A 19,978-nucleotide genomic window follows, 5' to 3' on the forward strand; every position below is an offset into this window, starting at 1 on the left:
CAACTATGGATGCGATGCCCCCGGCTCACTCCGGCTCCGACAATACCTTTTTTCAGTTTGAGGCCGACTTTGTAAACTCACTGCGCTGCATTCCCATGCAGGTACGGCTGAAGCTCGACACCTGCGGCGTCAAGCTCAAGCTAGAGCATTGGCATCGCTTTAGTGAAGGCGATCGCCAGCGCCTGACCCAGCTTCCCTGCCACGATGGCCCCACGGCTAGCGCCTACACCACCGCCGTGCAAACCCTAGTGCAGCAGGTACAGGGCACCCCGGCCTCGACCCTAGCGGTTGACCCCGCTCCGCCCTGGCATAACGGGGCCGCTATGCCCGCTGAGGTGCAAGCCCAGGCGGCCTTGCTAGGGGTGGCGATCGCCCTAGAGCAGTGGCGATCGCTGAGTCCCCTACAACGCTTTGCGCTGATCAAGCTCAGCCGTCCCGGCCACGAAAACCGCAACTTTGCAGCCACCCTGACCGAATTCGGGCTGGCATCGCGGCCCACGACTCCCCAGCAGCGTCACTGAACCCATCAGCCATAATGGCCATAGCAGCCTCTATCCCCCTTAGCGCCATGGTGACTCAGCTAACTCGCCCCATCGCTCCCACCGCCCAGCAGCTTCAGCAAACCCAGCAGCGCATAGATACCTACGTCAACACCATTGCCAGCAACCCCGACCGGCGCGAGGGTGCCTTTCCTTACTACCTGTTTCATAAGGCGGGCACCCCCATTCAGGGCACAGTGCTGATGTTCCATGGCTTTAGCGCCAAACCTCACCAGATGTCGCGCTTAGCCGACTATTTGTTTGGCAACGGGTTTAACGTATACCAAGCCACGCTGGCAGGCCATACCTACAAGCTGCCCGATCGGTATTGGCCCCAAGTCGATCTCAAGCCCGAAATTCTCGTGCCGTTACGCCAGAAAGTTAGCGCTGATCCGGTACTGCAACACTTTTTGGCCAATGTTGCGATCGCCGACGATGTCGGCGCAGCCACCCCCACTCCGGTACAAATGGTGGGGCTCATGGCCCGCCTACGCAAGCTAGAACCTCGACTGCTCGATATCATTGCCGCCATCGAAACAGACAACGACCCCGACTTTGACCGCTATTTTGTCTCATCGCATTTAGACTACCTCAGCGACGCCCAGGCTCGTCTCGCCGAGCTAGAGGCCCTACCGGGGCCAATTTATACCGTGGGGCTATCGGTAGGGGGAGCCGTGGCCCTGGCCCTGGCCGCCAAAAACCCGCAGCGGGTGACCAAGGTAGTAGCCTTTGCACCCCTGCTTGAAGTCTACGGCGGAGAGACTCGCAAGCGCTACATCAACCTGGCCGGCCCCCTCGATGTCAAAGAATTTGGCTGGGATGAACTGCGGTTTCCCCTAGGCTGCTTTACTGCCGCCAACCGGTTTGGAGCCTTTGTCCGCAGAAGCGAGCAGATTTCGGCCCTGCGCCCCCTACCCACGCTGATGCTTTTGACCGAAAACGAAGATGCCGCTGACCTGCAGACCAATCAACGGTTTAACCAGTCCCTAGGCCGAGCCTCCATCTTTAAGCGCTACGACAACCACTTCCTACACACCTTCCCCAGCGAGGCCCTGGTACCCCACCCCATGGTTGACCCGCTAGAGATTAGCCAAAACATGAGCAACGACTACTGGCAACCGATGTATCAAGAGACGTTTCGGTTTTTGAGCCAAACCCAGTTCAAGGGCAGCAGTTTAGCGGAGATCACGCCAGCCCCAGACCTACCGGCGGTACCCCCGATCGCCGCCCAATCCTAAATCCTGCTTGGTTACCCCAATTTAGCGGGGCAGAATTTGGGATGAGATGAGATGGGTGACATGAGCGCTCACGGCTTTGTCAACGCTGCTCCCGGCTCCTGAGCCGAGGGCGCTTTGGCTTTGGGACCGGAGACTCTAGCCCCAGGTAGCTGGACAGCCAAAACACACACAGATAAAACGGCCCTGTGTCGAGGAGCGCCGCCACCAGCTTAAACACATAGCCGTAGCCGATAAACCGAATCAGCTGCGGCCATAGCTCCTGATCTGCTTCGAGGGGTAGCGCTCCAGCGAGAAAGTGGGTAATCAGCACGACGGCAGTGGTATCGACCAGTTGGCTAATCAGGGTAGAGCCGTTGTTGCGCAGCCACAGGTGCTTGCCGTTGGTCAACTCTTTCCAAAAGTGAAATAGGTAGACATCGACAAACTGGGCGGCCATATAGGCCATCATCGAGGCGGCCACCGCCCCAAAGGTGAGACTGCGAATTTCAAAAAACACCGGTAGCCGCCCGGCGGCATCGCGCACCAGTTCGCCAGTAGCTGGGTCAGTGGCCTCAAACCCCGGTAGCACGCCCCCCAGCCAAACGATCAACAGCACCCACAGGTTCAGCAGCAGCCCGACCCACACCACCTGGTTGGCCCGCTGTTTGCCGTAGAGTTCTGAAATGAGGTCGGTGCAGAGAAAAGTCAGGGGATAGGGCAGCACCCCCACCGCTACGGTGACGGCAAAATCGCCCCAGGTAAACACGTTAACAAACCGGCTAATGCCGAGAATGTTGAGCATGCCCAGGGTGCCGAGAAACAGCCCAGACAGCACTAAAAACACGATCTCGCGGCGGTTTTGCAACTGCTCTGGCACTGGGCCATACACCGCCGTAGAGGCTAAGGGCTCTGTTTTCATCGGTGAATTTCTCTCTGTGGAAAGATTGACAGATCCACCCCAGCTTACCAACAGAGTTTGGAGCGCGGCGGTCTAACCCAGAGATTCGTTTACCTCTAAGCGGCTGCCGTTGACAAAATCGGCCCCAGACTGGGCCTGCTTACCGCTGGGTTTGACCTGGCGCAGCAGCAATAGCCCCTCACCGGTTTGCACCACAGGCCCCTGGCCCTTAATTAGGCCCACCACGGTACCGGGGCAGCTTTGGGTGGCCTCGGTCGCCATCGTCGCCACGCCTGCTTGCAGTGCAGCTAGCTCTGGAGGCAACGCCGCCCAGTAGGGGTCGCCTAGGGGAGCCGTGGCCATGACCTTGAGGGGCTGACCGCGAAAGCTGGTAACGCAGTTGGGATAAAAGCCGCGCACCTGATTGTGTAACGCGATCGCCGGTTTTTTCCAATCCAGCTCAAAATCTGCTTTTTGAATCAGCGGCGCATAGGTCGCCAGCGCTTCATCCTGGGGCTGAGGGCTGAGCTTACCGGATTGCAATCCGTCTAGGGTGTCTACCAGCAGATCAGCACACTGCTGAGCCAGGCCATCGGCCACCTCGACCGCTGTATCGAATAGGCCAATGGGCAAAGATGACTTGAGCAGCATGGGGCCGGTATCCATACCCAGGTTCATCTGCATGGTGGTCATGCCGGTGACAGTATCGCCGTTGACGATGGACCACTGAATCGGTGCAGCCCCCCGGTAGGCAGGCAAAAGCGAGCCGTGGCCATTGATGCAGCCCAGGCGGGGCAAGTCGAGAATGCGCTGGGAGAGCAGTTGCCCGTAGGCCACCACCACAAAGGCATCGGCCTGCACGGCCTCTAACGCCTCCAGGGTAGCCTGATCTTTTTTGATGCGGTGGGGTTGCAGCACCGGGCAGTTGGCGGCCACGGCCACTTGCTTGACCGGCGACGCCTCAACCTGGTTGCCCCGGCCTCGGCGGCGATCGGGCTGGGTAACCACCGCTGCCACCTCAAAGTCTGGCTCGGCCAGCAGCCGCTGGAGACTGGGTACGGCAAACTGGGGCGTCCCCAAAAATATCAGTCGCATAGATTCAGTTCCTGGGCACAATGCCAATTTCGACACGCTGGTTGCGCTGCTGGCTGCTGGGGGTGCTGCCCCCGGCGCTGGGTCTGGTCTGGCCATAGCCCAAGGCCACCCAACGAATGCCTTCGCCATCGAGCTCGGGGGCTAGGTGCTGCTGCACCGCCAAAGACTGCTGAAGGGTAAGCTGGCTGGCCTGGTCACCCTCAGCAAGCCCATCGGTGTGGCTACCCACCAGCAGCGTAACGGCCCCATAACGGCGCAGGTCAGAGGCAATGCTGTCGAGCAATTGCTGACCCGCTGGGGTGAGGGTGCTGCTACCCGGCACAAACAGCAGGGCGCTAGGTAACACAATGCGATCGCTGACTAGCGGAAAGCGCGGCTCTTGGTAGGGCGATCGCGTCCCGCTGGCCTCTGCCTCTGCCGGAGAAGGGGCTTCAGGCGGTTCGTCAGCAGCGGTGGGGCCAGGCTCGGGGCTGGTGCTCAGGCGCTGGTTGAGCTGCTGCACACGCTCTTCTAGGCTGCCGTCGGTCGAGCCTAGAGTAGTCTCTAAGGCTCCCAAACGGGCATTGAGGCTGGCCAGGTCTTGCTCTAGGCGGCTGAGGTCGTCTTGAAGGCGATCGCGATCGCCCTCGGCCGATGGTGGGTTGGGCTGGTTGGTTCCCACTGCTCCCGGCGCTTCACCGGCCTCTAGGGGGACAGACTCAAGGGCAGAGACCTGCTCACCCGCCGCCAAACTGCCGCCCCCTTGCCACCAGCGCGGCAGCTGCCGCAGCTTGCGGACCGTCTGGCTACTGTGGCGCAGGGCCACTTCTGTCAGCGGCGGGTTAGGGTTGCGTGAGGGTAAAACTTGAGCGATCAGCATCCCCGTTAGCCAACCCAGACTCACCCCTGCGCCCAAAATAAGCAGGCGCAGCAGCAGAGTCCATAGCGTGCTCACCCCACGGCCAAGGCCAGAGCCGGGCCTGGGGGGCGGGGCGGGGGCTACGGGGCGGGGAGCCGCCGGGGCGGGGTCAGGCGACAGAGGCGGCAGGTCAGGAGAATCAGCCATGACGCAAACGGACTCGAAACAGTAGACCAGCATCACTGGGGCAGAGACAGCGGAGCTGCTGGGAAAGACGGGTTTGGGCCAGCACTATGGAGGCCAACCCTATTGGGGCCAACCGTCCCAGGGGCTCACTTCCAGCACGCCCCGCTCGGTAAACACCACCTGAAAATCGGCCTGATCGGCGGTGCTATTGGCTGCGGTCACCAACCCCGGCAGCGGAGTTTCTGCTGCCATTAGACGAGCAGCAGCGTTGACCGGCTCGTAGCCCACCACCTCGCCCGACTCGGTTAAGCGCACGCGAAACCGCAGGGCTTCGTTGGCCGATAGCGGCTCTAGCTCAGCCAAAATGCTGTCGTAGAGGGTGCTATTTAAGGCTCGAATGCGATCGCCATCAGTCACCCGATCGCCCAGAGCGGGAAGCGTTTCAGAGGTTGCAGCCGTAGCAGAGGTTGAAGCGGTTGCTGTGGGTTCCACCACCACCTCCCCGGTGGGGGTAAAGGTGGCAATAAACTGGGCTACCCGCTCTTGCACCGGCGCGGCACTAGCCACCGGCACAAAGGTAAGCTCAGGGAAAGGAGTATTTTCGACCTCCGCTAGGGCCAGGTCATTTTCGTACTTGTAACCCAAGATATCGCCGTCTTCTGAAACCACCGTGCGATAGACCAAATCGCCACTGGGGCGAGGGGCATCGGCCCAGGCAGTTTGCAGACGCGTGGTCAGGTCGGCCTGAAGCAGGGCGATCGTGGCCGCATCAGTAATCGCAGGCGCATTCTCTAGCTGGTCTAAATCACCACCTTCAGCAGCCAGCGCGGCTGGGGCATTGTTCTCACCATTGGCCCCCGGATTGGTCTCCAGGGGATTAGTACTTGATTCTGCCGGGGGCGACGACTCCGACTCTGGACGTGTGGGTTCAAACTCAGGTAGGGGCACAAAGAACAGGGCCAGACCGGCGGCGACCAAGGCCGCAGCACCTAGGGCAGCCGGGGCGGCCCGTTGGGCGATCGGTTCGGTGGGCTGCACCAGCCGCCGCGAAACCGCCTGAAACTGGGCGTTCAAGTCGGGCAAGGTCTGCGAATCGGCTAGGAGTTGGTCGACCGCTTCCATCAGGTCATAAAACTGCACCGTGCTCAGCTTGATATCGAGCGGCAGCTGAGCGTTGATATCGCTGACGGGTTCGCCCAGGGGCTGCTGCTGCACAATCAAGTGATGGTAGGGGCCTTCGCCCGGTTTCACCTCAACCATTGATGGGGGATTCCCTGCTGTTGAGGGATAGGGCACACCACTGAGCTGCTGCTGGCCATAGCGACTGACCGCTGCCACCAGACTATCTAAAAATTCTCGTCCCCCTGTGAGGGTGGCATCAGTGGCTCCGGGCAGGTGACATTCAGCATTCATCAGCACAGCCAGAGGCGACAGTGGGTCGTTGGCGTCGGTGCTTAATCCCTCCAAAATGAGGTTGCAATGGGGCAAGGTATATTGCCGTTGAACGGTCATGATACTTCTCCGTCAAACAGGCTACTCCACAGGCGCTGGGGGCCAAGCACCCCAGAGCACAGCAGCAGTTGATGCAATAGCTGAATGGCCAGCTCATCAAGTTTTTCGTCAGAGCTGTAGGCAATCACCCCAGCCCGACGGGGGTTCATGCGGGCGCGAAAGTGGCTACGAAAGCGGATCAGGTAATCGGCTAAACGAAAGTGGTGGTCGGGCGACAGCTGTTTGTCGGTGAGCTGTTGGTAGCCCAGCAGCAGTTGCCGCACCAGCACCGTCAACCGTCGCGCCAGGGTGCAAATGATGATCACGAGGGCTTTAGCCTCTTCGAGGTCTAGGGGGCGACGCTGACTGTAACGGCGCATAGGATTGGTGCCTCGCAGCAGCCACAGATGCACACGCCCCCGGACCAACCCGTTGAGGCCTAGGTCGTGGGCTGTGGTCAGCATGGCTTCACCGCCAACCAAGTCAAGGGCTTCAATGGCCAGCAACAGCAGGTCAAGCTGAATGCGCGCCCGACGAGGGCATTCATCGCTGGGCAGCCCTGGGTTGGCAAGGGTGTCGAGCACTAGGGGCGGCTGGGGAGCGGGCGGGCTATCTACTGGCATTCAGCTCTGGGGTTAATACGAACAGCATTCTATCAAAACACAGTTACCGCCTGCCTGTCCGGAGAAATTGCCGAACCACAGCGTGCGGGATAGGCGTTGAGAGTTCTAGCCAGGGAAGCTAGGGTTAGGGCTTTAGCAGCCAGGTAAACGTTGAGGAAATGGGGTTATCCCCATGGCTTGTACTTTGCCCTAATTACCAACAGCCCTATCACCGGCAGAAGAAGGCAGATCTAGTTGGCGTCGGCTAGCTTGCTCATGCCCTGCACAAACCATTTGCCATCTTGGCGCACCAGGTCATACTGCATTCTCAAGGTGTCATTGTAGGCGGCGCTGGTGTTTTCGACTCCAAATTCAAACAGCCGGGCCTGCTCAGACACCAGGGCAATGGCCTGGAGCTGGTCAGCGGTGGGGTCGTCAGGGCTAACCGACTCGATTTCAACGGTGTGCTCATACTCCCAGTACCAGCTCTCGGCAGCAGCAGCATCGGCCCGGCGACGCCACTGGGTCAGCACCGGCTCTAACAAAATATCGTCAAGGCGATCGCCCTGGTAGCTTTCGCCCAAGGCTCCGCGCTTGATCTCCAACCATTCGTTGATCACGCGGCCCGCCATGTCGTTAACCCCAATTTCGGTGGGAGCGGGTGGGGCATCAGGAATCTCAAAAGCAGGCTGATCGAGGCGGATAGCCAAGGGCTGACCCGAAATGCGAGGACCACTAAAAACACCGGCGACCCAACCTAGGGCGCGCATGGTGCCAAACCCCAAAATTCCTACGCCTACTATGCCAGCCAATCCCACTAAGGCCAGCCGCCCCCAGCGGGGCGCAGCGGGGCGATCGCGGCGAAGCTCAGCATTTTCGGACGAGAACGCCTGTCCTGGGGCTAGCGTTCCAGGGTCTGAGGCAGAAGCACGCCGCTCCCGAGGCGCCGCTGCTCTGTCTGATGGCTTAGGGGCTCCCCGCTTAGAGACTTCACGCTTAGAGACCTCGCGCTTGAGAGCCCCGCGCTTGGGAGCCTCGCGCTTGGAGTCAGCATCACGAGCTATGCCCGCCCCGGCCATCTTACCTTCGGGCGAGAGTTGGGCCACCCGCTCGGCCACCGATAGATTTTCGTCGTGTAGCGCGGCACGACGAAAATCGGGGGGAGTGGGATCAGCTTGCTCATCTTGTAGAGCTGCCGGCCCTAGGCGACCGTTGCCGTTGCCGTTGTGGCTTGGGGCAGCATCGGCAGAGGAGGTATAGCCATTCCCGTTATAGCCATTGCTGCCATTGCCATAGGAGGCCTTAGAACGCTGATTGGGACCCTCATCCCGACGGGAGGCAGGAGGAGAGGGCATAGTGGGTGCACCAATGGGCAACGACCCCTCAATAGTCGGCACCTGAGCGCTGGAATACTGGGTGCCGGAATACTGAGGGCCTAAGTACTGGCCGTCTGCATAGCGAGTCTCTGAGTACTGGTCATCTGAATAGTGAACGTTAGCGTATTGATCTGTCCCTGGTGGGGCGGTAGCAGTGGCCGGAAACTGGGGTGAGCGGGCCTCCGTCGGGCCAGTGGGCATGGTTTCGAGGTAGGCCTGCACTTGGGCGTCGGCAAAGTAGTCCTTGAGGGTGGCCTCCTGGTTTTTGAAGTCGCGAAAGTGGGGAAATAGCTCGTCCTTCAGCCAGCGCTCGGCATAGAGGCACAACCCCGGCAGTAGGTCGGGCGACTGGCGAGAGTGCTCGCGGATGTACGCCAGAGGTTCGTACTCCTGGCTCATTTCCAAGGCGCGGTTGGCCTCCTCAGTTTGGCCTAAGAGCAGGGCACACACCGCCTGCTCTAGGTGCACATCCTGCTGGGCACCGAGGCGGAGCAACAGCTGTTTGGCGCGGCGCACCAAGGCGGGCTGGTGGCGGGCAAAGCCCCGCGCTAGCAGCGCATAGACCGTTAGGTAGGTGGCCACCGGAGAGGGCCGACGAGCTTCGTGCTCAAACAGCTCCTGCTGTTCAGAGGCAGTGAGGTAGTCGCGCAGCTGCTGAATAAACCGCAAAAAGTCATCGATCGCAAGCCCAGAGAGATCGTCTTCAGTACCCTCAATGCCGCCCCGGTCCTCAAGCATGGCCTTGAGCAGCTTAATGCCCTGGCGGCGTTCGCGAGTTTGGTCGAGGGGACGAGCCAGCAGTTCTAGGACACGGTAAGGGCGCAGCTTATACAGTTCGGTTTGAATTTCGGCCCGCAGATTGGGAAAATGGTTGCCACGGGCCAGCAGTTCATGGCCGGTTTGGAGCGATTCGGCGGCAACTTCGTACTGGCGCTGCTGCCACTGCTCGCGCCCTAGTTCTAGACAGGCCAGGGCCAGGGTGAGCACTACGTCAGCTTGAGCGGAGTCCGGGGGGGGCATACCCCCATCGGCACTGGCATAGGGGTTGCTGAGCTGAGGTTGCCCCAGCTGAAGCACCTGCTCGTATTCTCCTAATTCGAGCAGCAGCAGCAAGGCCCCAACCAGTTGATCGCTCTCAATCTCAATTTTTGAGCTTTGAGCTTCGCTACCGCCGGGTTCGGTGGCCAGCGACCGGAGCGCGGCCTCCCCCAAATCGGCGCTCACCTCCAGGCCCGAATTCCGTGCTTCTAGCAACGGCTCGGGGGCCATATCGACGGTGTAGGCGCTGGCGAGAAACTTACTGTCGTAGTCGCGGCGGCGATCGGGGTTAGATAAAACGCTGTAAGCATCATCGATGAGCTGCTTACGAGCCTCAATGGCGGCGGTAGAGAATTCGCGCCGGGGCAGCTGCAAGCCCCGATCGCGGTGGGCCTGCTTTAGCTGGTCAGCGGTCGCCTGAATGGGCAACCCCAGAATTCGGTAGTAGTCTAACGGAATTTGCACAGCTCACATCCCCAACGGCGAATTCACTCGAAATGGTATCCAAAAAGATTTGTTGCGGACTGCTCAACCCATTGAACTTTTAATAACTGCAACCTTAGAGCACCCGCTGTCTTCAAGCGCTTTTGCCCTAACCAGTCGTTGCCCCCAACCTTTGTCCCCAACCACTGTGCCACCTCCCTGGTCGCCTTTAGCCCTGTTCACCCTATACGTCGTGTTTAACCCTGACATTTGCTTAGCTGTGCCACCGGCAATAGCCCCAGGCTCCGAGGCCTTGGGTAAATAGCTACACCCTATCGCGTTTGCCCCAAAATCAGAGCAAAGGTGAAGTTTATAACACATGCCCGCCGCCACTGCCAGAGGTAATCCCGCCCTTGACTAGCTACGGGAACCTCCCTGAGGGCCACATCCAGCTTTACCAGGGCCTTTAGACGGTTACAGCGCCCCGCCAACAACAGCAATCTTTCGAAACGTCGCTCTAAGAAAAATGGAAAATGCCCATTCAGCGCAATGCAAAGATTGAGTCAAGATCGGGCCGGTGCTGGCGGCCCATGATTGATGTTTCTCCCCGTAGGCTATCCATAATCGATCGCATAAAAGTACGGCTCCTTAATATGGGACCTAGGGGACCGGAGTATGCTTATCCCACCGCTATGCCGAACACCGTTGCGAAGCAACCCACTCGGTATGATGGAGAGCGTATCTGCCTCGGCCCCTGCCCAGCGGGGATACTTTTCGGTATAGTCAAATGTTGGACATCGCGGCGTAGGACCCAGCAAACCCATGGTTCAAGAACGGACATTGCCCCAATTTCAGGCTCCAGCGGCCCAAATTACTGCGGATGAGGGTCTGGTGCTCTACGAAGACATGATTCTAGGGCGCTATTTCGAGGATAAGTGCGCCGAGATGTACTACCGGGGCAAAATGTTTGGGTTTGTACACCTCTATAACGGTCAGGAAGCGGTTTCGACTGGGGTAATCAAGGCCCTGCGCTCCGACGACTATGTGTGCAGTACCTACCGTGACCACGTGCATGCGCTCAGTGCCGGGGTGCCCGCGCAGAATGTCATGGCGGAGCTGTTTGGCAAAGAGACCGGCTGTAGCCGGGGGCGGGGTGGCTCCATGCACCTATTTTCTAGTGAGCACAACCTCCTAGGGGGGTTCGCATTCATTGGCGAAGGGATTCCTGTGGCGCTGGGAGCTGCATTTCAGTCGCGCTACCGCAAAGATGCCCTGAAGGACCCCAGTGCCGACCAGGTAACCGCCTGCTTCTTTGGTGATGGCACCACCAACAACGGTCAGTTCTTTGAGTGCCTAAACATGGCCGCCCTGTGGAAGCTACCGATCTTATTTGTGGTGGAAAACAACAAGTGGGCGATCGGCATGGCCCATGAGCGGGCCACCTCCCAGCCCGAAATTTACAAAAAGGCGGCGGTGTTTGGTATGCCTGGGGTTGAAGTCGACGGCATGGATGTGATGGCGGTACGCGCCGTAGCCCAGGAAGCTGTAGCCCGAGCCCGAGCCGGAGAAGGTCCTACCCTGATCGAGGCCCTCACCTACCGCTTTAGAGGCCACAGTTTGGCTGACCCTGACGAGCTGCGATCGAAAGCCGAAAAAGAAGCTTGGCTAGCCCGTGACCCGATCAAGCGGTTTGAGGCTTACCTGCTTGAACACAGCCTGGTCGACGAGGGGGCACTGAAGGAAATTCGCGATCGCATCCAAACCCGCATCGACGACGCCCTCACCTTTGCTGAAGACAGCCCCGAGCCCAGCCCCGACGATCTCTATAAATATATCTTCGCTGAGGATTGATCGACCTAGCACCAGGGTATTTCCCTGAAAACTGGCCGATGCCGTGGTGGGCAGTGCCCACCCTACAGTCCTTGGAAACGGTGCATTGCGGCTTGCTGTGAGCTTGAGAGCCGCCTAAGTTATCTGGCCGCGAATGCACCCTACCGGATGCTTGCCCATCCACCCGCCCACCCATCCACTCATTTACCCACCCACATCCACCCATGGCAGAAACTCTCCTATTCAACGCCCTGCGCGAGGCCATCGACGAAGAGATGGGCCGCGACGACACCGTCTTTGTGCTGGGCGAAGACGTCGGCGTCTACGGCGGCTCTTACAAAGTCACCAAAGACCTTTATGACAAATACGGCGAGCTGCGCGTGCTCGACACCCCGATCGCCGAAAACAGCTTCACCGGCATGGCTGTCGGGGCCGCCATGACCGGCCTGCGCCCGATCATCGAAGGCATGAACATGGGCTTCTTGCTGCTGGCTTTTAACCAAATTGCCAACAATGCGGGCATGTTGCGCTACACCTCCGGCGGCAACTTCAAAATTCCTATGGTGATTCGCGGGCCGGGGGGGGTGGGTCGTCAGCTAGGAGCCGAGCACTCTCAGCGCCTGGAGGCCTACTTCCAGGCCGTGCCGGGGTTGAAGATCGTGGCCTGCTCTACCCCCTACAACGCCAAGGGACTGCTTAAAGCCGCCATCCGCGACGACAACCCGGTGCTGTTCTTTGAGCATGTGCTGCTCTACAACCTGAAAGAAGATCTGCCCAACCACGAGTACGTGGTGCCCCTCGACAAAGCCGAGATTGTGCGCCCCGGCAAAGACGTCACTATTCTCACCTACTCGCGCATGCGCCACCACGTCACCCAGGCGGTGAAGGGCCTAGAGAAAAAAGGCATTGACCCCGAGGTGATTGACCTCATCTCCCTCAAGCCCCTTGACTTCGACACCATCGGCGCGTCGATCAAAAAGACCCACCGCGTGATTATCGTCGAAGAATGCATGAAAACCGGCGGCATTGGGGCCGAAATCATTGCCTCAATTAACGATCGCTACTTTGACGAACTCGATGCTCCGGTAGTGCGCCTGTCTTCCCAAGACATCCCCACCCCCTACAACGGTAAGCTAGAGACATTGACCATTGTGCAACCCAAACAAATTGAGGCCGCCGTCGAAAACATGGTCGCCCTTAACGTCTAGGGTCAGCTGTAGAGTGGGCATTGCCCACCATGGCTCAATTGGAGAATAAACCGTTCCCTTCTCATGTTCTTGAGGGATGACCATCCCTTACCTGCACTCACACCACAGCAAACCGCAATGGCAAAATATCGAGCTTGGCTAGGGGTTATTTTGGCGCTCACCATCGCCGCTGTGGTGATCATTAGCCAAATTCCCACCCGACTGGGGTTAGACCTGCGAGGCGGCTCTCAGCTCACCATTCAGGTGCAACCCACCGAGGCCATTCCCACTATCACCGAGCGGGAAATGGAGGCGGTGCAAACCGTGGTTGAGGGCCGCGTCAACGGCCTGGGCGTCTCAGAGGCAATCGTGCAGCAGTTAGGCAACAATCAGCTGCTGGTACAGCTGCCCGGCGTTAGCGACCCCCAGCAGGCAGAGCGGGTGCTGGGGGGCACAGCACAGCTGGAGTTCCGTGCCCAACGGGCGGGCACCGAACAGCAACTCGCGATCGAAAACCAGGTGCTGCAAGGTCACCTGGGCGAGTTGGCCGCAATTCAGGCTACCCTGCCCTCAGAAACAACCGTAGATGCTGAAACCCAGGCCCGCATTGATCGGCTTCAGGCCGATATCGCCGGTAGTGAAGCCGCCATTGCCAACCTGTTTGAGCCCAGCACCCTGGGAGGAGATCAGCTGACCGATGCGATCGCCCGCCCCACCAGCGGCACTCTTTGGGAAGTGGTGATTCAGTTCAATAACCAGGGCGGCAACGCCTTCGCCGAACTCAGTCGAGCCATTGCCGGTACCGGGCGCAGCATCGGCATCTTTCTCGACAACCGCCTGCTGAGCGCCCCTACGGTCAACGTGCAGTACGCTGAAACCGGTATTACCGGCGGCAGTGCGGTGATTTCCGGCAACTTTACCGCCGAGTCGGCCCGCGACCTCGAAATTCAGCTGCGGGGCGGTGCCCTGCCCCTGCCGGTAGAAGTGGTTGAAAACCGCACCGTTGGCCCTACCTTGGGCCGCGATAGCATTCAGCGCAGCCTCTACGCTGGCATTGTTGGCCTGGTGCTTGTACTAATTTTCATGGCGGTGTACTACCGCCTGCCGGGCATCCTGGCCGATTTGTCGCTGGTTATCTATGCCCTACTCACCTGGGCCGCCTTTAATCTGCTGGGGGTGACCCTCACCCTGCCGGGTATTGCCGGGTTTATTCTCAGTATTGGCATGGCCGTCGATGCCAACGTGCTGATTTTTGAGCGCACCCGCGAAGAGCTGCGATCGGGCAAAACCCTGTATCGGTCAGTAGAATCGGGGTTTTATCGCGCCTTTTCCAGCATTTTAGACAGCAATGTGACCACGCTGATCTCATGCCTCGCACTGTTTTATTTTGGGGCTGGATTGGTGAAAGGGTTTGCCCTCACTCTGGCCATTGGCGTCATCATCAGCATGTTTACAGCCCTGACCTGTAGTCGTACCCTGCTGTTTTTGGCCATTAGCCTGCCCCAGTTCCGGCGGCCAAATCTGTTTTGCCCCGGTTTAACCACCGTTCGCCCCTAGGAGTGACCATGAAGCTCAACATCATTCAGCAGCGAAGTCTGTGGTGGGCCGTATCGGGGCTGCTGGTATTAGCTAGTTTGGTAGCCATGGCGCTGTCGTGGCAGCAGTTCGGGGCACCCCTGAATCCGGGCCTTGACTTTGTGGGCGGCACCCGCCTACAGCTCAGCCGCACCTGTACCATCAGCGAGACCTGTACCGAACCAATTGATCTGACCGAGGTGCGCCAGGTGCTCAGCCAACAGGGGCTAGACTCCAGCAGCCTGCAAATTTTGGGCCAAGATCAGCAGGTGCTCTCAATTCGCACCCGCAACCTAGATGTGGAGGAACGGGCCACCCTGCAAAGCGCCCTTGACGAAGCCATTGGCCCCTTTGACGCCAGTTCAACCCAGATTGACTCGGTGGGGCCGGTGATTGGGCGGCAGCTTCTATCGTCGGGCCTACTAGCCCTGCTGGTGTCCTTTGCAGGCATTGTGATCTACCTCAGCCTGCGGTTTAAGATTGACTATGCACTGCTGGCCATCCTAGCCCTGCTGCACGATGTAGCCATCACCGTAGGAGCGTTCGCGGTGCTGGGTCTGGTGCTGGGAGTCGAGGTCGATAGCCTATTTATTGTGTCGCTGCTGACCATTGTGGGCTTCTCAGTGAACGACACGGTGGTGATTTACGATCGCATTCGCGAGAATAGCAAGCTGCACCCTGGCACCCACATCAACGACATTGTCGACAGCGCCGTTAACCAAACCCTGGGGCGATCGATCAATACCTCCCTCACCACGGTGCTACCCCTAGTGGCGATCGTGGTGTTTGGCGGCCAAACTCTAAAATATTTTGCCCTAGCGCTAATTATTGGTTTTTTGGCCGGGGCTTACTCCAGCATTTTTGTGGCCAGTTCGCTGCTCGCCCTGTGGCGAGAGCGCAGTGGTCAGGCCTATACAGACATGGCCCTCGCCTCATCCGACGACACCTCGCCGCCTGAGAGCTTTAGCTAATTACAAGGACGTTGTCCATGGCCTCACTGAGCCATAGCTCACGTTTAGAACGCCTGCGGGTGATTATACTGCGCCGCTGGTGGGTCATTAGTGGATTGCTGTGGTTGACTGTCGGCAGCCTTAGCCTCTGGAGCCTGCGCCCCGACATTGCCCTGCTGCGCCAATACTTTACCTGGTCGGCAGTGCGTTTGGGTCTGGCCTATAATCGCCTAGCCGCCTTGGGTTTAGGGCTCTGTGTAGGGCTGACTGTGGCGCTATTGATTGCTGAAAGCCGCTACATTCTGTTTGGTTTAACTAAAGCCGAGCAGCAGCGACTGGAGCGGCTAGACCACCGCATTGAAGCTCAAGGCCCATCTCACCCCCTGTGGCAACAACTCTATCGCGACTGATTGAACCCAACCAATTGGGCCGAGCTATTCCCGGCTACCCTGACAAGCGACGAATACCTGGGTTAGCTGGGTGACATTGATCCCAAGATGTAATTTCATAGAACAAGGCGGTTAACCCCTATTGTCCACCGGAGAATCGGGGTTAATACCAACTCGCCAGGGTTGGCTGTTTCCCCGTTCCCTTTGTTTCACTTAATCTCACGCAGAAGGCAGCAGTATCTCAATGACTCTACAAAAAGACGGCATTGCCCCCCACGGCGGCACCCTGATCGATCGCCTGGTGGCCCCCGACAAAACAGCAGTTTATTTAGACCAAGCCGATACCCTGCCTCGGGTCAGCCTGGATGAGCGGGCTTTTTCTGATCTGGTGATGATTGCCATTGGCGGCTTTAGCCCCCTAGAGGGCTTCATGAAGAAAGCTGACTACGATACCGTAGTCACCGACATGCGCCTGGCCAACGGCTTACCCTGGGCAATTCCGGTGACGCTATCGGTGGATGAGGCGATCGCCGCCCCCTTGAAAGAGGGCAGTCTGGTGCGCCTCGACGACCCCAGCGGCCGCTTTGTCGGGGTGCTAGAGCTAGAAGAAAAATACACCTACGACAAGGCCCATGAGGCGATCAATGTCTACCGCACCGACGAAGACAAGCACCCTGGCGTCAAGGTGGTCTACGAACAGGGGGCAGTGAATTTGGCGGGACCGGTGTGGCTCATGCAGCGCGATCCCCATCCTCTGTTCCCCACCTACCAGGTCGATCCGGCGGCATCGCGGGCCATGTTTCGCGATCGCAACTGGAAGACCGTTGTTGGTTTCCAAACCCGCAACCCCATCCACCGCGCCCACGAGTACATCCAAAAGTGCGCCCTAGAAACCGTCGATGGCCTATTTTTGCATCCGCTGGTGGGGGCCACCAAATCCGACGATATCCCCGCCGATGTGCGTATGCGCTGCTACGAAATTATGATGGAGCACTACTTCCCCCAGGAGCGAGTGATTCTTGCGATCAATCCCTCCGCAATGCGCTACGCTGGGCCTAGGGAAGCCATTTTCCATGCGCTTATTCGCAAGAACTATGGCTGCACCCACTTCATTGTGGGCCGTGACCACGCTGGGGTAGGCGATTACTATGGCACCTACGACGCTCAGTACATCTTTGATGAGTTTGAGCCAGCGGAGTTGGGCATTGTGCCGATGAAGTTTGAGCATGCTTTCTACTGCACCCGCACCGGGGGGATGGCGACGTCTAAAACCAGCCCTAGCACGAAGGAAGAGCGCATTCACCTGTCCGGTACTAAAGTGCGTGAAATGCTGCGTCGGGGCGAGCTACCCCCGCCTGAGTTTTCGCGGCCCGAAGTAGCCGCAGAATTGGCTAAAGCCATGCAGGTGGCTGAAGCCGTTAGCTAAGTTCAACCCTAGCAATTAGGATGCGATTAACTCGGTGAGACTGAATCGACGGGCGTTTTTGCAGCAGGCAAGTCTGGCCCTGGGGGCGCTGGGGGTGGGGGGCACGGCCCTGCTGGCCGGCTCAAACCAGTATCAGCAAGCGTTGGCTAAGCCCGCCCGTCGAAAACTCGCCCTGCTGATTGGCATTAATGCCTACCCCGATCGCGCCCTCGATCCTGGGGTGGCTCAAGACGTTGCCCTGCGGGGTTGCCTCACCGATATTGATCTCCAGCGACAGCTATTGGTCCATCGGTTTGGCTTTCAGCCGGTGGATGTGGTCACCCTGACTAACCAGGAAGCCACTCGCGCCGGCATTTTAACGGCGATTGACGAACACCTGGTGCAACAAGCCCAGGCCGATGACGTAGTGGTGCTGCACTTTAGTGGCTACGGCAGCCAGGTGCAGGTGCAGGGGGCGGCGGAGAACAGCTCCCTGCACCTGGCCTGGGTCACCGCAGACAGCCACTTACCCAGTGAAGACTCTCCGGCTTTGGCGGATCTGCTAGAAGCCGAAGTCGTAGCCCGCCTGGCTCACCTGGCCACGCCCAACCTGACCACCGTGATAGACGCCGGTAGCCAGGATGCCGGATATTTGCGCTGGGGTAACTCGCGGGTGCGATCGCGCCCCACAGTACCCACCGGCACGTTCGCTGCGCTGGGAGATCCCTCACTGCCCCTGGGCGATCCCTTGACTCTCCCCTGGCCAGGGCTATTGCTGCGGGCCGCCGATACAGGTCGACTAGTGCTAGAAAGCCAGTGGGAGGGCTTTAGCGCCGGGGTATTCACCTACGCCCTCACCCAAAGTCTGTGGGCGGGGCCGCCCACCCCATCGACCCAGGCTTTGATCCAGCGGGCCGAGCGATACCTCCAGCGGTGGGTAGGAGCCGATCAACGGCCAGTAGTGAGCGATCGCCTACCCGCTCGCAGTGGCCCCGGAGTCTATGGCCTTCAGCCGCAGTCAGCAGGGGCTGAAGGGGTGGTGCTGTCTAGCGGCAGCGATCGCCCTCTGACCCTATGGCTAGGAGGGGTGCCTCCCCAGGTGCTGCGCTATCTCCAGCCCGGGTCTCAGCTAGAAGTTACCTCTCCGACGGGCCAGACTATCCCCCTGCGCCTAGAGTCGCGGCTGGGACTCAAGAGCACAGCTAAACCCCTTGCATCCGCTAATCTAACCCTGGCCACCCTAGCTCGACAGCCCGTCTACGAACGGGTGCGGGTGCTGCCTCAAACCATTGATCTGGTGGTGGCCCTCGATAGCCAGCTCAAGCGGGTTGAGCGGGTTGACGCCACCAGCGCCCTGGCGGGTCTGCCCCTGGTTACAGCCGTGACCGCCGGAGAAAAAGCGGCCGACTGTCTGTTTGGTCGGTTGCCCACCGGCCCGGCCCCCACCCTTACCGCCGCGTTACCCGGTGCCACGACCGCTGGCCCTAAGCCAGGCATCAACCTGCCTCCTGAGAGCAGCTATGGGCTGTTTGCCCCCAATCGCACCCTGTTGCCCGGCACAATGCTGGCTAAAGAAGAGGCCGTTAAAACAGCCGTCAACCGGCTGGCCCCCTATCTACAAACCCTGCTAGCCCTAAAGCTGGTGCGCCTCACCGAAAACCGCGCTTCGTCCCAACTGGCAGTAGCGGCAGTGCTAGAGACCGTGCAGCCTCAGCTTCGCCCCCTGGAGGTACAGACTACCGAACGTCGTCTTCCTGAGGCCTGGCCCTTGGCAATTCGCCAGGCCCAAAAATCTCTGGCCACTGCTGGCCCCCTACTGCTGCCCCGAGACAGCCGGATTGGTTACCGCATTGCCAACACTACGGCCCAGGCCCTGCACCTGCTGTGGATCAACTTCAATAGCCGGGGAGAATGCACTGCCCTGGTCAATCTCTCCGAGGTCAACCCCGAGGAAGACACTGATCAAATCCCAGCCCCTAGGCTGCTGGAGGCAGGACAGCTGTTACCTCAACCCAGGGATGGTGCAGGCTGGGCCATGCCCGGATCAGCTACCTGGGTTGAGGCTTACCTGATTCTCAGCACCCAGCCCCTCGATCGTTGCCTGGCCGTTCTGAGTGGTGAACCGCCATCCTTAGATGCGGGCTTTCGCCCTGTCCCTAAGCCTCTAAAGTTAGCCCAGGCGCTCCTCCAAGACCTCAGCCTAGATCCCAACACCGAGGGTAAGTCTGCCGTCCAAGACGCCTATGCCCTGCATCACGATCGCTGGACAACCCTGAGCTTTCGCTACGACATTGCTTAACAGGCTAAACCCCTATTGGCTAAGCTGGGGCGATCAGCATACCTAGTGCGCCACCAATGGCCAGCCCCAGCAGGCAGGTACCCAGGAGCACCACAGTGATGGTACGGCCTTGATAGCGGCGCAGGAGGCGATCGCCCAGGGTAGTGGTGACCAGACTACACAGCACCGCCAGCAGCGCCGCCAGCAGACTGTAAAGCGCCACTTCAATCACGGCACGGCCAATGGCTAACTCGTCGAGGTTGTTGACCCCCAAATGGTTGAGAGCAATAGAAATAGCTACCGCCAGGGCTGTGCCACCCAAGATGCTACCCAAGACCACCAGGTTCGCTGCTAGCCAACGGAAGCGCTGTAGCGTTTGGGGACCAGCCAGGGCCAAACTCTGAACCAACGCCCCTGCCACCGCCACTAACCAGACCCAGGGAGGGGCCAAAGCCACGATAATGACTCCGACGGCGGCGTAGAGCAGCCCGCACAGCAGCCATAGCCCCACAAAAGGTCGCCGCTGAGATGAGGATCGAGCGGGCGGGCGCGATCGCCGGGCGGGGGCAGGGGCAGAGCGCCGACGGCGCTGACTGGGTGGGGTCATAGCAACGGAGGCGGTGAGCGATAAAATCCTTAGGCTCTAGTTTGCCAGGAAGCG

16 protein-coding genes are annotated in these 19,978 nt (G+C 59.4%); 9 read left to right on the forward strand and 7 right to left on the reverse strand.

The genetic code is table 11. The features are described from left to right. Nucleotides 1-5: 5 nt before the first annotated feature. Nucleotides 6-521 (forward strand): nitrate reductase associated protein, encoded by a 516-nt coding sequence (locus tag RRF56_RS08195; protein ID WP_317037149.1) that lies wholly within the window; start codon nt 6-8, stop codon nt 519-521. 47 nt (nt 522-568) lie between these two features. Further along, a complete protein-coding gene (locus RRF56_RS08200) occupies nt 569-1,777 on the forward strand; it encodes an alpha/beta fold hydrolase (RefSeq protein ID WP_317037150.1) in 1,209 nt (402 codons plus the stop codon). 79 nt (nt 1,778-1,856) lie between these two features. Here the strand turns inward: RRF56_RS08200 and RRF56_RS08205 are convergent, their stop codons facing one another. The 6 genes from RRF56_RS08205 to RRF56_RS08230 all read right to left on the reverse strand — a co-directional run bounded on the left by RRF56_RS08205 (nt 1,857) and on the right by RRF56_RS08230 (nt 9,745). After that, nucleotides 1,857-2,675, reverse strand: a complete 819-nt coding sequence (locus tag RRF56_RS08205) for a queuosine precursor transporter (RefSeq protein WP_317037151.1) — start codon at nt 2,673-2,675, stop codon at nt 1,857-1,859. Between the two features lie 72 nt (nt 2,676-2,747). Beyond that, on the reverse strand, nt 2,748-3,749 hold the full coding sequence (gene fmt / locus RRF56_RS08210; protein ID WP_317037152.1) for a methionyl-tRNA formyltransferase: 1,002 nt from the start codon (nt 3,747-3,749) through the stop codon (nt 2,748-2,750). Between the two features lie 4 nt (nt 3,750-3,753). Continuing rightward, nucleotides 3,754-4,794 (reverse strand): OmpA family protein, encoded by a 1,041-nt coding sequence (locus RRF56_RS08215; protein WP_317037153.1) that lies wholly within the window; start codon nt 4,792-4,794, stop codon nt 3,754-3,756. 99 nt (nt 4,795-4,893) lie between these two features. Then, complete coding sequence (locus RRF56_RS08220) at nt 4,894-6,285, reverse strand: DUF4335 domain-containing protein (RefSeq protein ID WP_317037154.1); 1,392 nt, start codon at nt 6,283-6,285, stop codon at nt 4,894-4,896. Then, a complete protein-coding gene (locus RRF56_RS08225; protein ID WP_317037155.1) occupies nt 6,282-6,887 on the reverse strand; it encodes a DUF3038 domain-containing protein in 606 nt (201 codons plus the stop codon). The genes RRF56_RS08220 and RRF56_RS08225 overlap by 4 nt, the downstream gene beginning before the upstream one ends. 230 nt (nt 6,888-7,117) lie before the next feature. Beyond that, nucleotides 7,118-9,745, reverse strand: coding sequence for an IMS domain-containing protein (locus RRF56_RS08230; protein WP_317037156.1), 2,628 nt, complete (start codon nt 9,743-9,745; stop codon nt 7,118-7,120). A 780-nt stretch (nt 9,746-10,525) separates the two neighbouring features. Here RRF56_RS08230 and pdhA point away from each other — a divergent pair. The 7 genes from pdhA (at nt 10,526) to RRF56_RS08265 (ending at nt 19,338) form a co-directional block, all read left to right on the forward strand. Next, a complete protein-coding gene (gene pdhA / locus RRF56_RS08235) occupies nt 10,526-11,554 on the forward strand; it encodes a pyruvate dehydrogenase (acetyl-transferring) E1 component subunit alpha (protein WP_317037157.1) in 1,029 nt (342 codons plus the stop codon). Between the two features lie 203 nt (nt 11,555-11,757). Further along, nucleotides 11,758-12,741, forward strand: a complete 984-nt coding sequence (locus RRF56_RS08240) for an alpha-ketoacid dehydrogenase subunit beta (RefSeq protein WP_317037158.1) — start codon at nt 11,758-11,760, stop codon at nt 12,739-12,741. 117 nt (nt 12,742-12,858) lie between these two features. Then, nucleotides 12,859-14,277, forward strand: a complete 1,419-nt coding sequence (gene secD / locus RRF56_RS08245; RefSeq protein ID WP_317037159.1) for a protein translocase subunit SecD — start codon at nt 12,859-12,861, stop codon at nt 14,275-14,277. An 8-nt stretch (nt 14,278-14,285) separates the two neighbouring features. Continuing rightward, nucleotides 14,286-15,266 (forward strand): protein translocase subunit SecF, encoded by a 981-nt coding sequence (secF, locus tag RRF56_RS08250; RefSeq protein ID WP_317037160.1) that lies wholly within the window; start codon nt 14,286-14,288, stop codon nt 15,264-15,266. 17 nt (nt 15,267-15,283) lie between these two features. Next, complete coding sequence (locus RRF56_RS08255) at nt 15,284-15,655, forward strand: hypothetical protein (RefSeq protein ID WP_317037161.1); 372 nt, start codon at nt 15,284-15,286, stop codon at nt 15,653-15,655. A 223-nt stretch (nt 15,656-15,878) separates the two neighbouring features. Next, nucleotides 15,879-17,060, forward strand: a complete 1,182-nt coding sequence (gene sat / locus RRF56_RS08260; protein WP_317037162.1) for a sulfate adenylyltransferase — start codon at nt 15,879-15,881, stop codon at nt 17,058-17,060. Nucleotides 17,061-17,094: 34 nt separating this feature from the next. Continuing rightward, complete coding sequence (locus RRF56_RS08265; RefSeq protein WP_317037163.1) at nt 17,095-19,338, forward strand: caspase family protein; 2,244 nt, start codon at nt 17,095-17,097, stop codon at nt 19,336-19,338. Nucleotides 19,339-19,357: 19 nt separating this feature from the next. On the opposite strand, the gene RRF56_RS08270 is transcribed toward RRF56_RS08265, so the two are convergent. Next, nucleotides 19,358-19,924: a hypothetical protein gene (locus tag RRF56_RS08270; protein ID WP_317037164.1), complete on the reverse strand. Its 567-nt coding sequence runs from the start codon at nt 19,922-19,924 to the stop codon at nt 19,358-19,360. Nucleotides 19,925-19,978: the final 54 nt, after the last annotated feature.

It is taken from the genome of Nodosilinea sp. E11 (assembly GCF_032813545.1).
Taxonomy (GTDB): Bacteria; Cyanobacteriota; Cyanobacteriia; order Phormidesmidales; family Phormidesmidaceae; genus Nodosilinea.

Excerpts from the sequence above, each read along its gene's own strand:
- RRF56_RS08195 (WP_317037149.1), top strand. The coding sequence starts at position 6 with ATGGATGCGATGCCCCCGGCTCACTCCGGCTCCGACAATACCTTTTTT.
- RRF56_RS08200 (WP_317037150.1), top strand. The coding sequence starts at position 569 with ATGGTGACTCAGCTAACTCGCCCCATCGCTCCCACCGCCCAGCAGCTT.
- RRF56_RS08205 (WP_317037151.1), bottom strand. The coding sequence starts at position 2,675 with ATGAAAACAGAGCCCTTAGCCTCTACGGCGGTGTATGGCCCAGTGCCA.
- fmt (WP_317037152.1), bottom strand. The coding sequence starts at position 3,749 with ATGCGACTGATATTTTTGGGGACGCCCCAGTTTGCCGTACCCAGTCTC.
- RRF56_RS08215 (WP_317037153.1), bottom strand. The coding sequence starts at position 4,794 with ATGGCTGATTCTCCTGACCTGCCGCCTCTGTCGCCTGACCCCGCCCCG.
- RRF56_RS08220 (WP_317037154.1), bottom strand. The coding sequence starts at position 6,285 with ATGACCGTTCAACGGCAATATACCTTGCCCCATTGCAACCTCATTTTG.
- RRF56_RS08225 (WP_317037155.1), bottom strand. The coding sequence starts at position 6,887 with ATGCCAGTAGATAGCCCGCCCGCTCCCCAGCCGCCCCTAGTGCTCGAC.
- pdhA (WP_317037157.1), top strand. The coding sequence starts at position 10,526 with ATGGTTCAAGAACGGACATTGCCCCAATTTCAGGCTCCAGCGGCCCAA.
- RRF56_RS08240 (WP_317037158.1), top strand. The coding sequence starts at position 11,758 with ATGGCAGAAACTCTCCTATTCAACGCCCTGCGCGAGGCCATCGACGAA.
- secD (WP_317037159.1), top strand. The coding sequence starts at position 12,859 with ATGGCAAAATATCGAGCTTGGCTAGGGGTTATTTTGGCGCTCACCATC.
- secF (WP_317037160.1), top strand. The coding sequence starts at position 14,286 with ATGAAGCTCAACATCATTCAGCAGCGAAGTCTGTGGTGGGCCGTATCG.
- RRF56_RS08255 (WP_317037161.1), top strand. The coding sequence starts at position 15,284 with ATGGCCTCACTGAGCCATAGCTCACGTTTAGAACGCCTGCGGGTGATT.
- sat (WP_317037162.1), top strand. The coding sequence starts at position 15,879 with ATGACTCTACAAAAAGACGGCATTGCCCCCCACGGCGGCACCCTGATC.
- RRF56_RS08270 (WP_317037164.1), bottom strand. The coding sequence starts at position 19,924 with ATGACCCCACCCAGTCAGCGCCGTCGGCGCTCTGCCCCTGCCCCCGCC.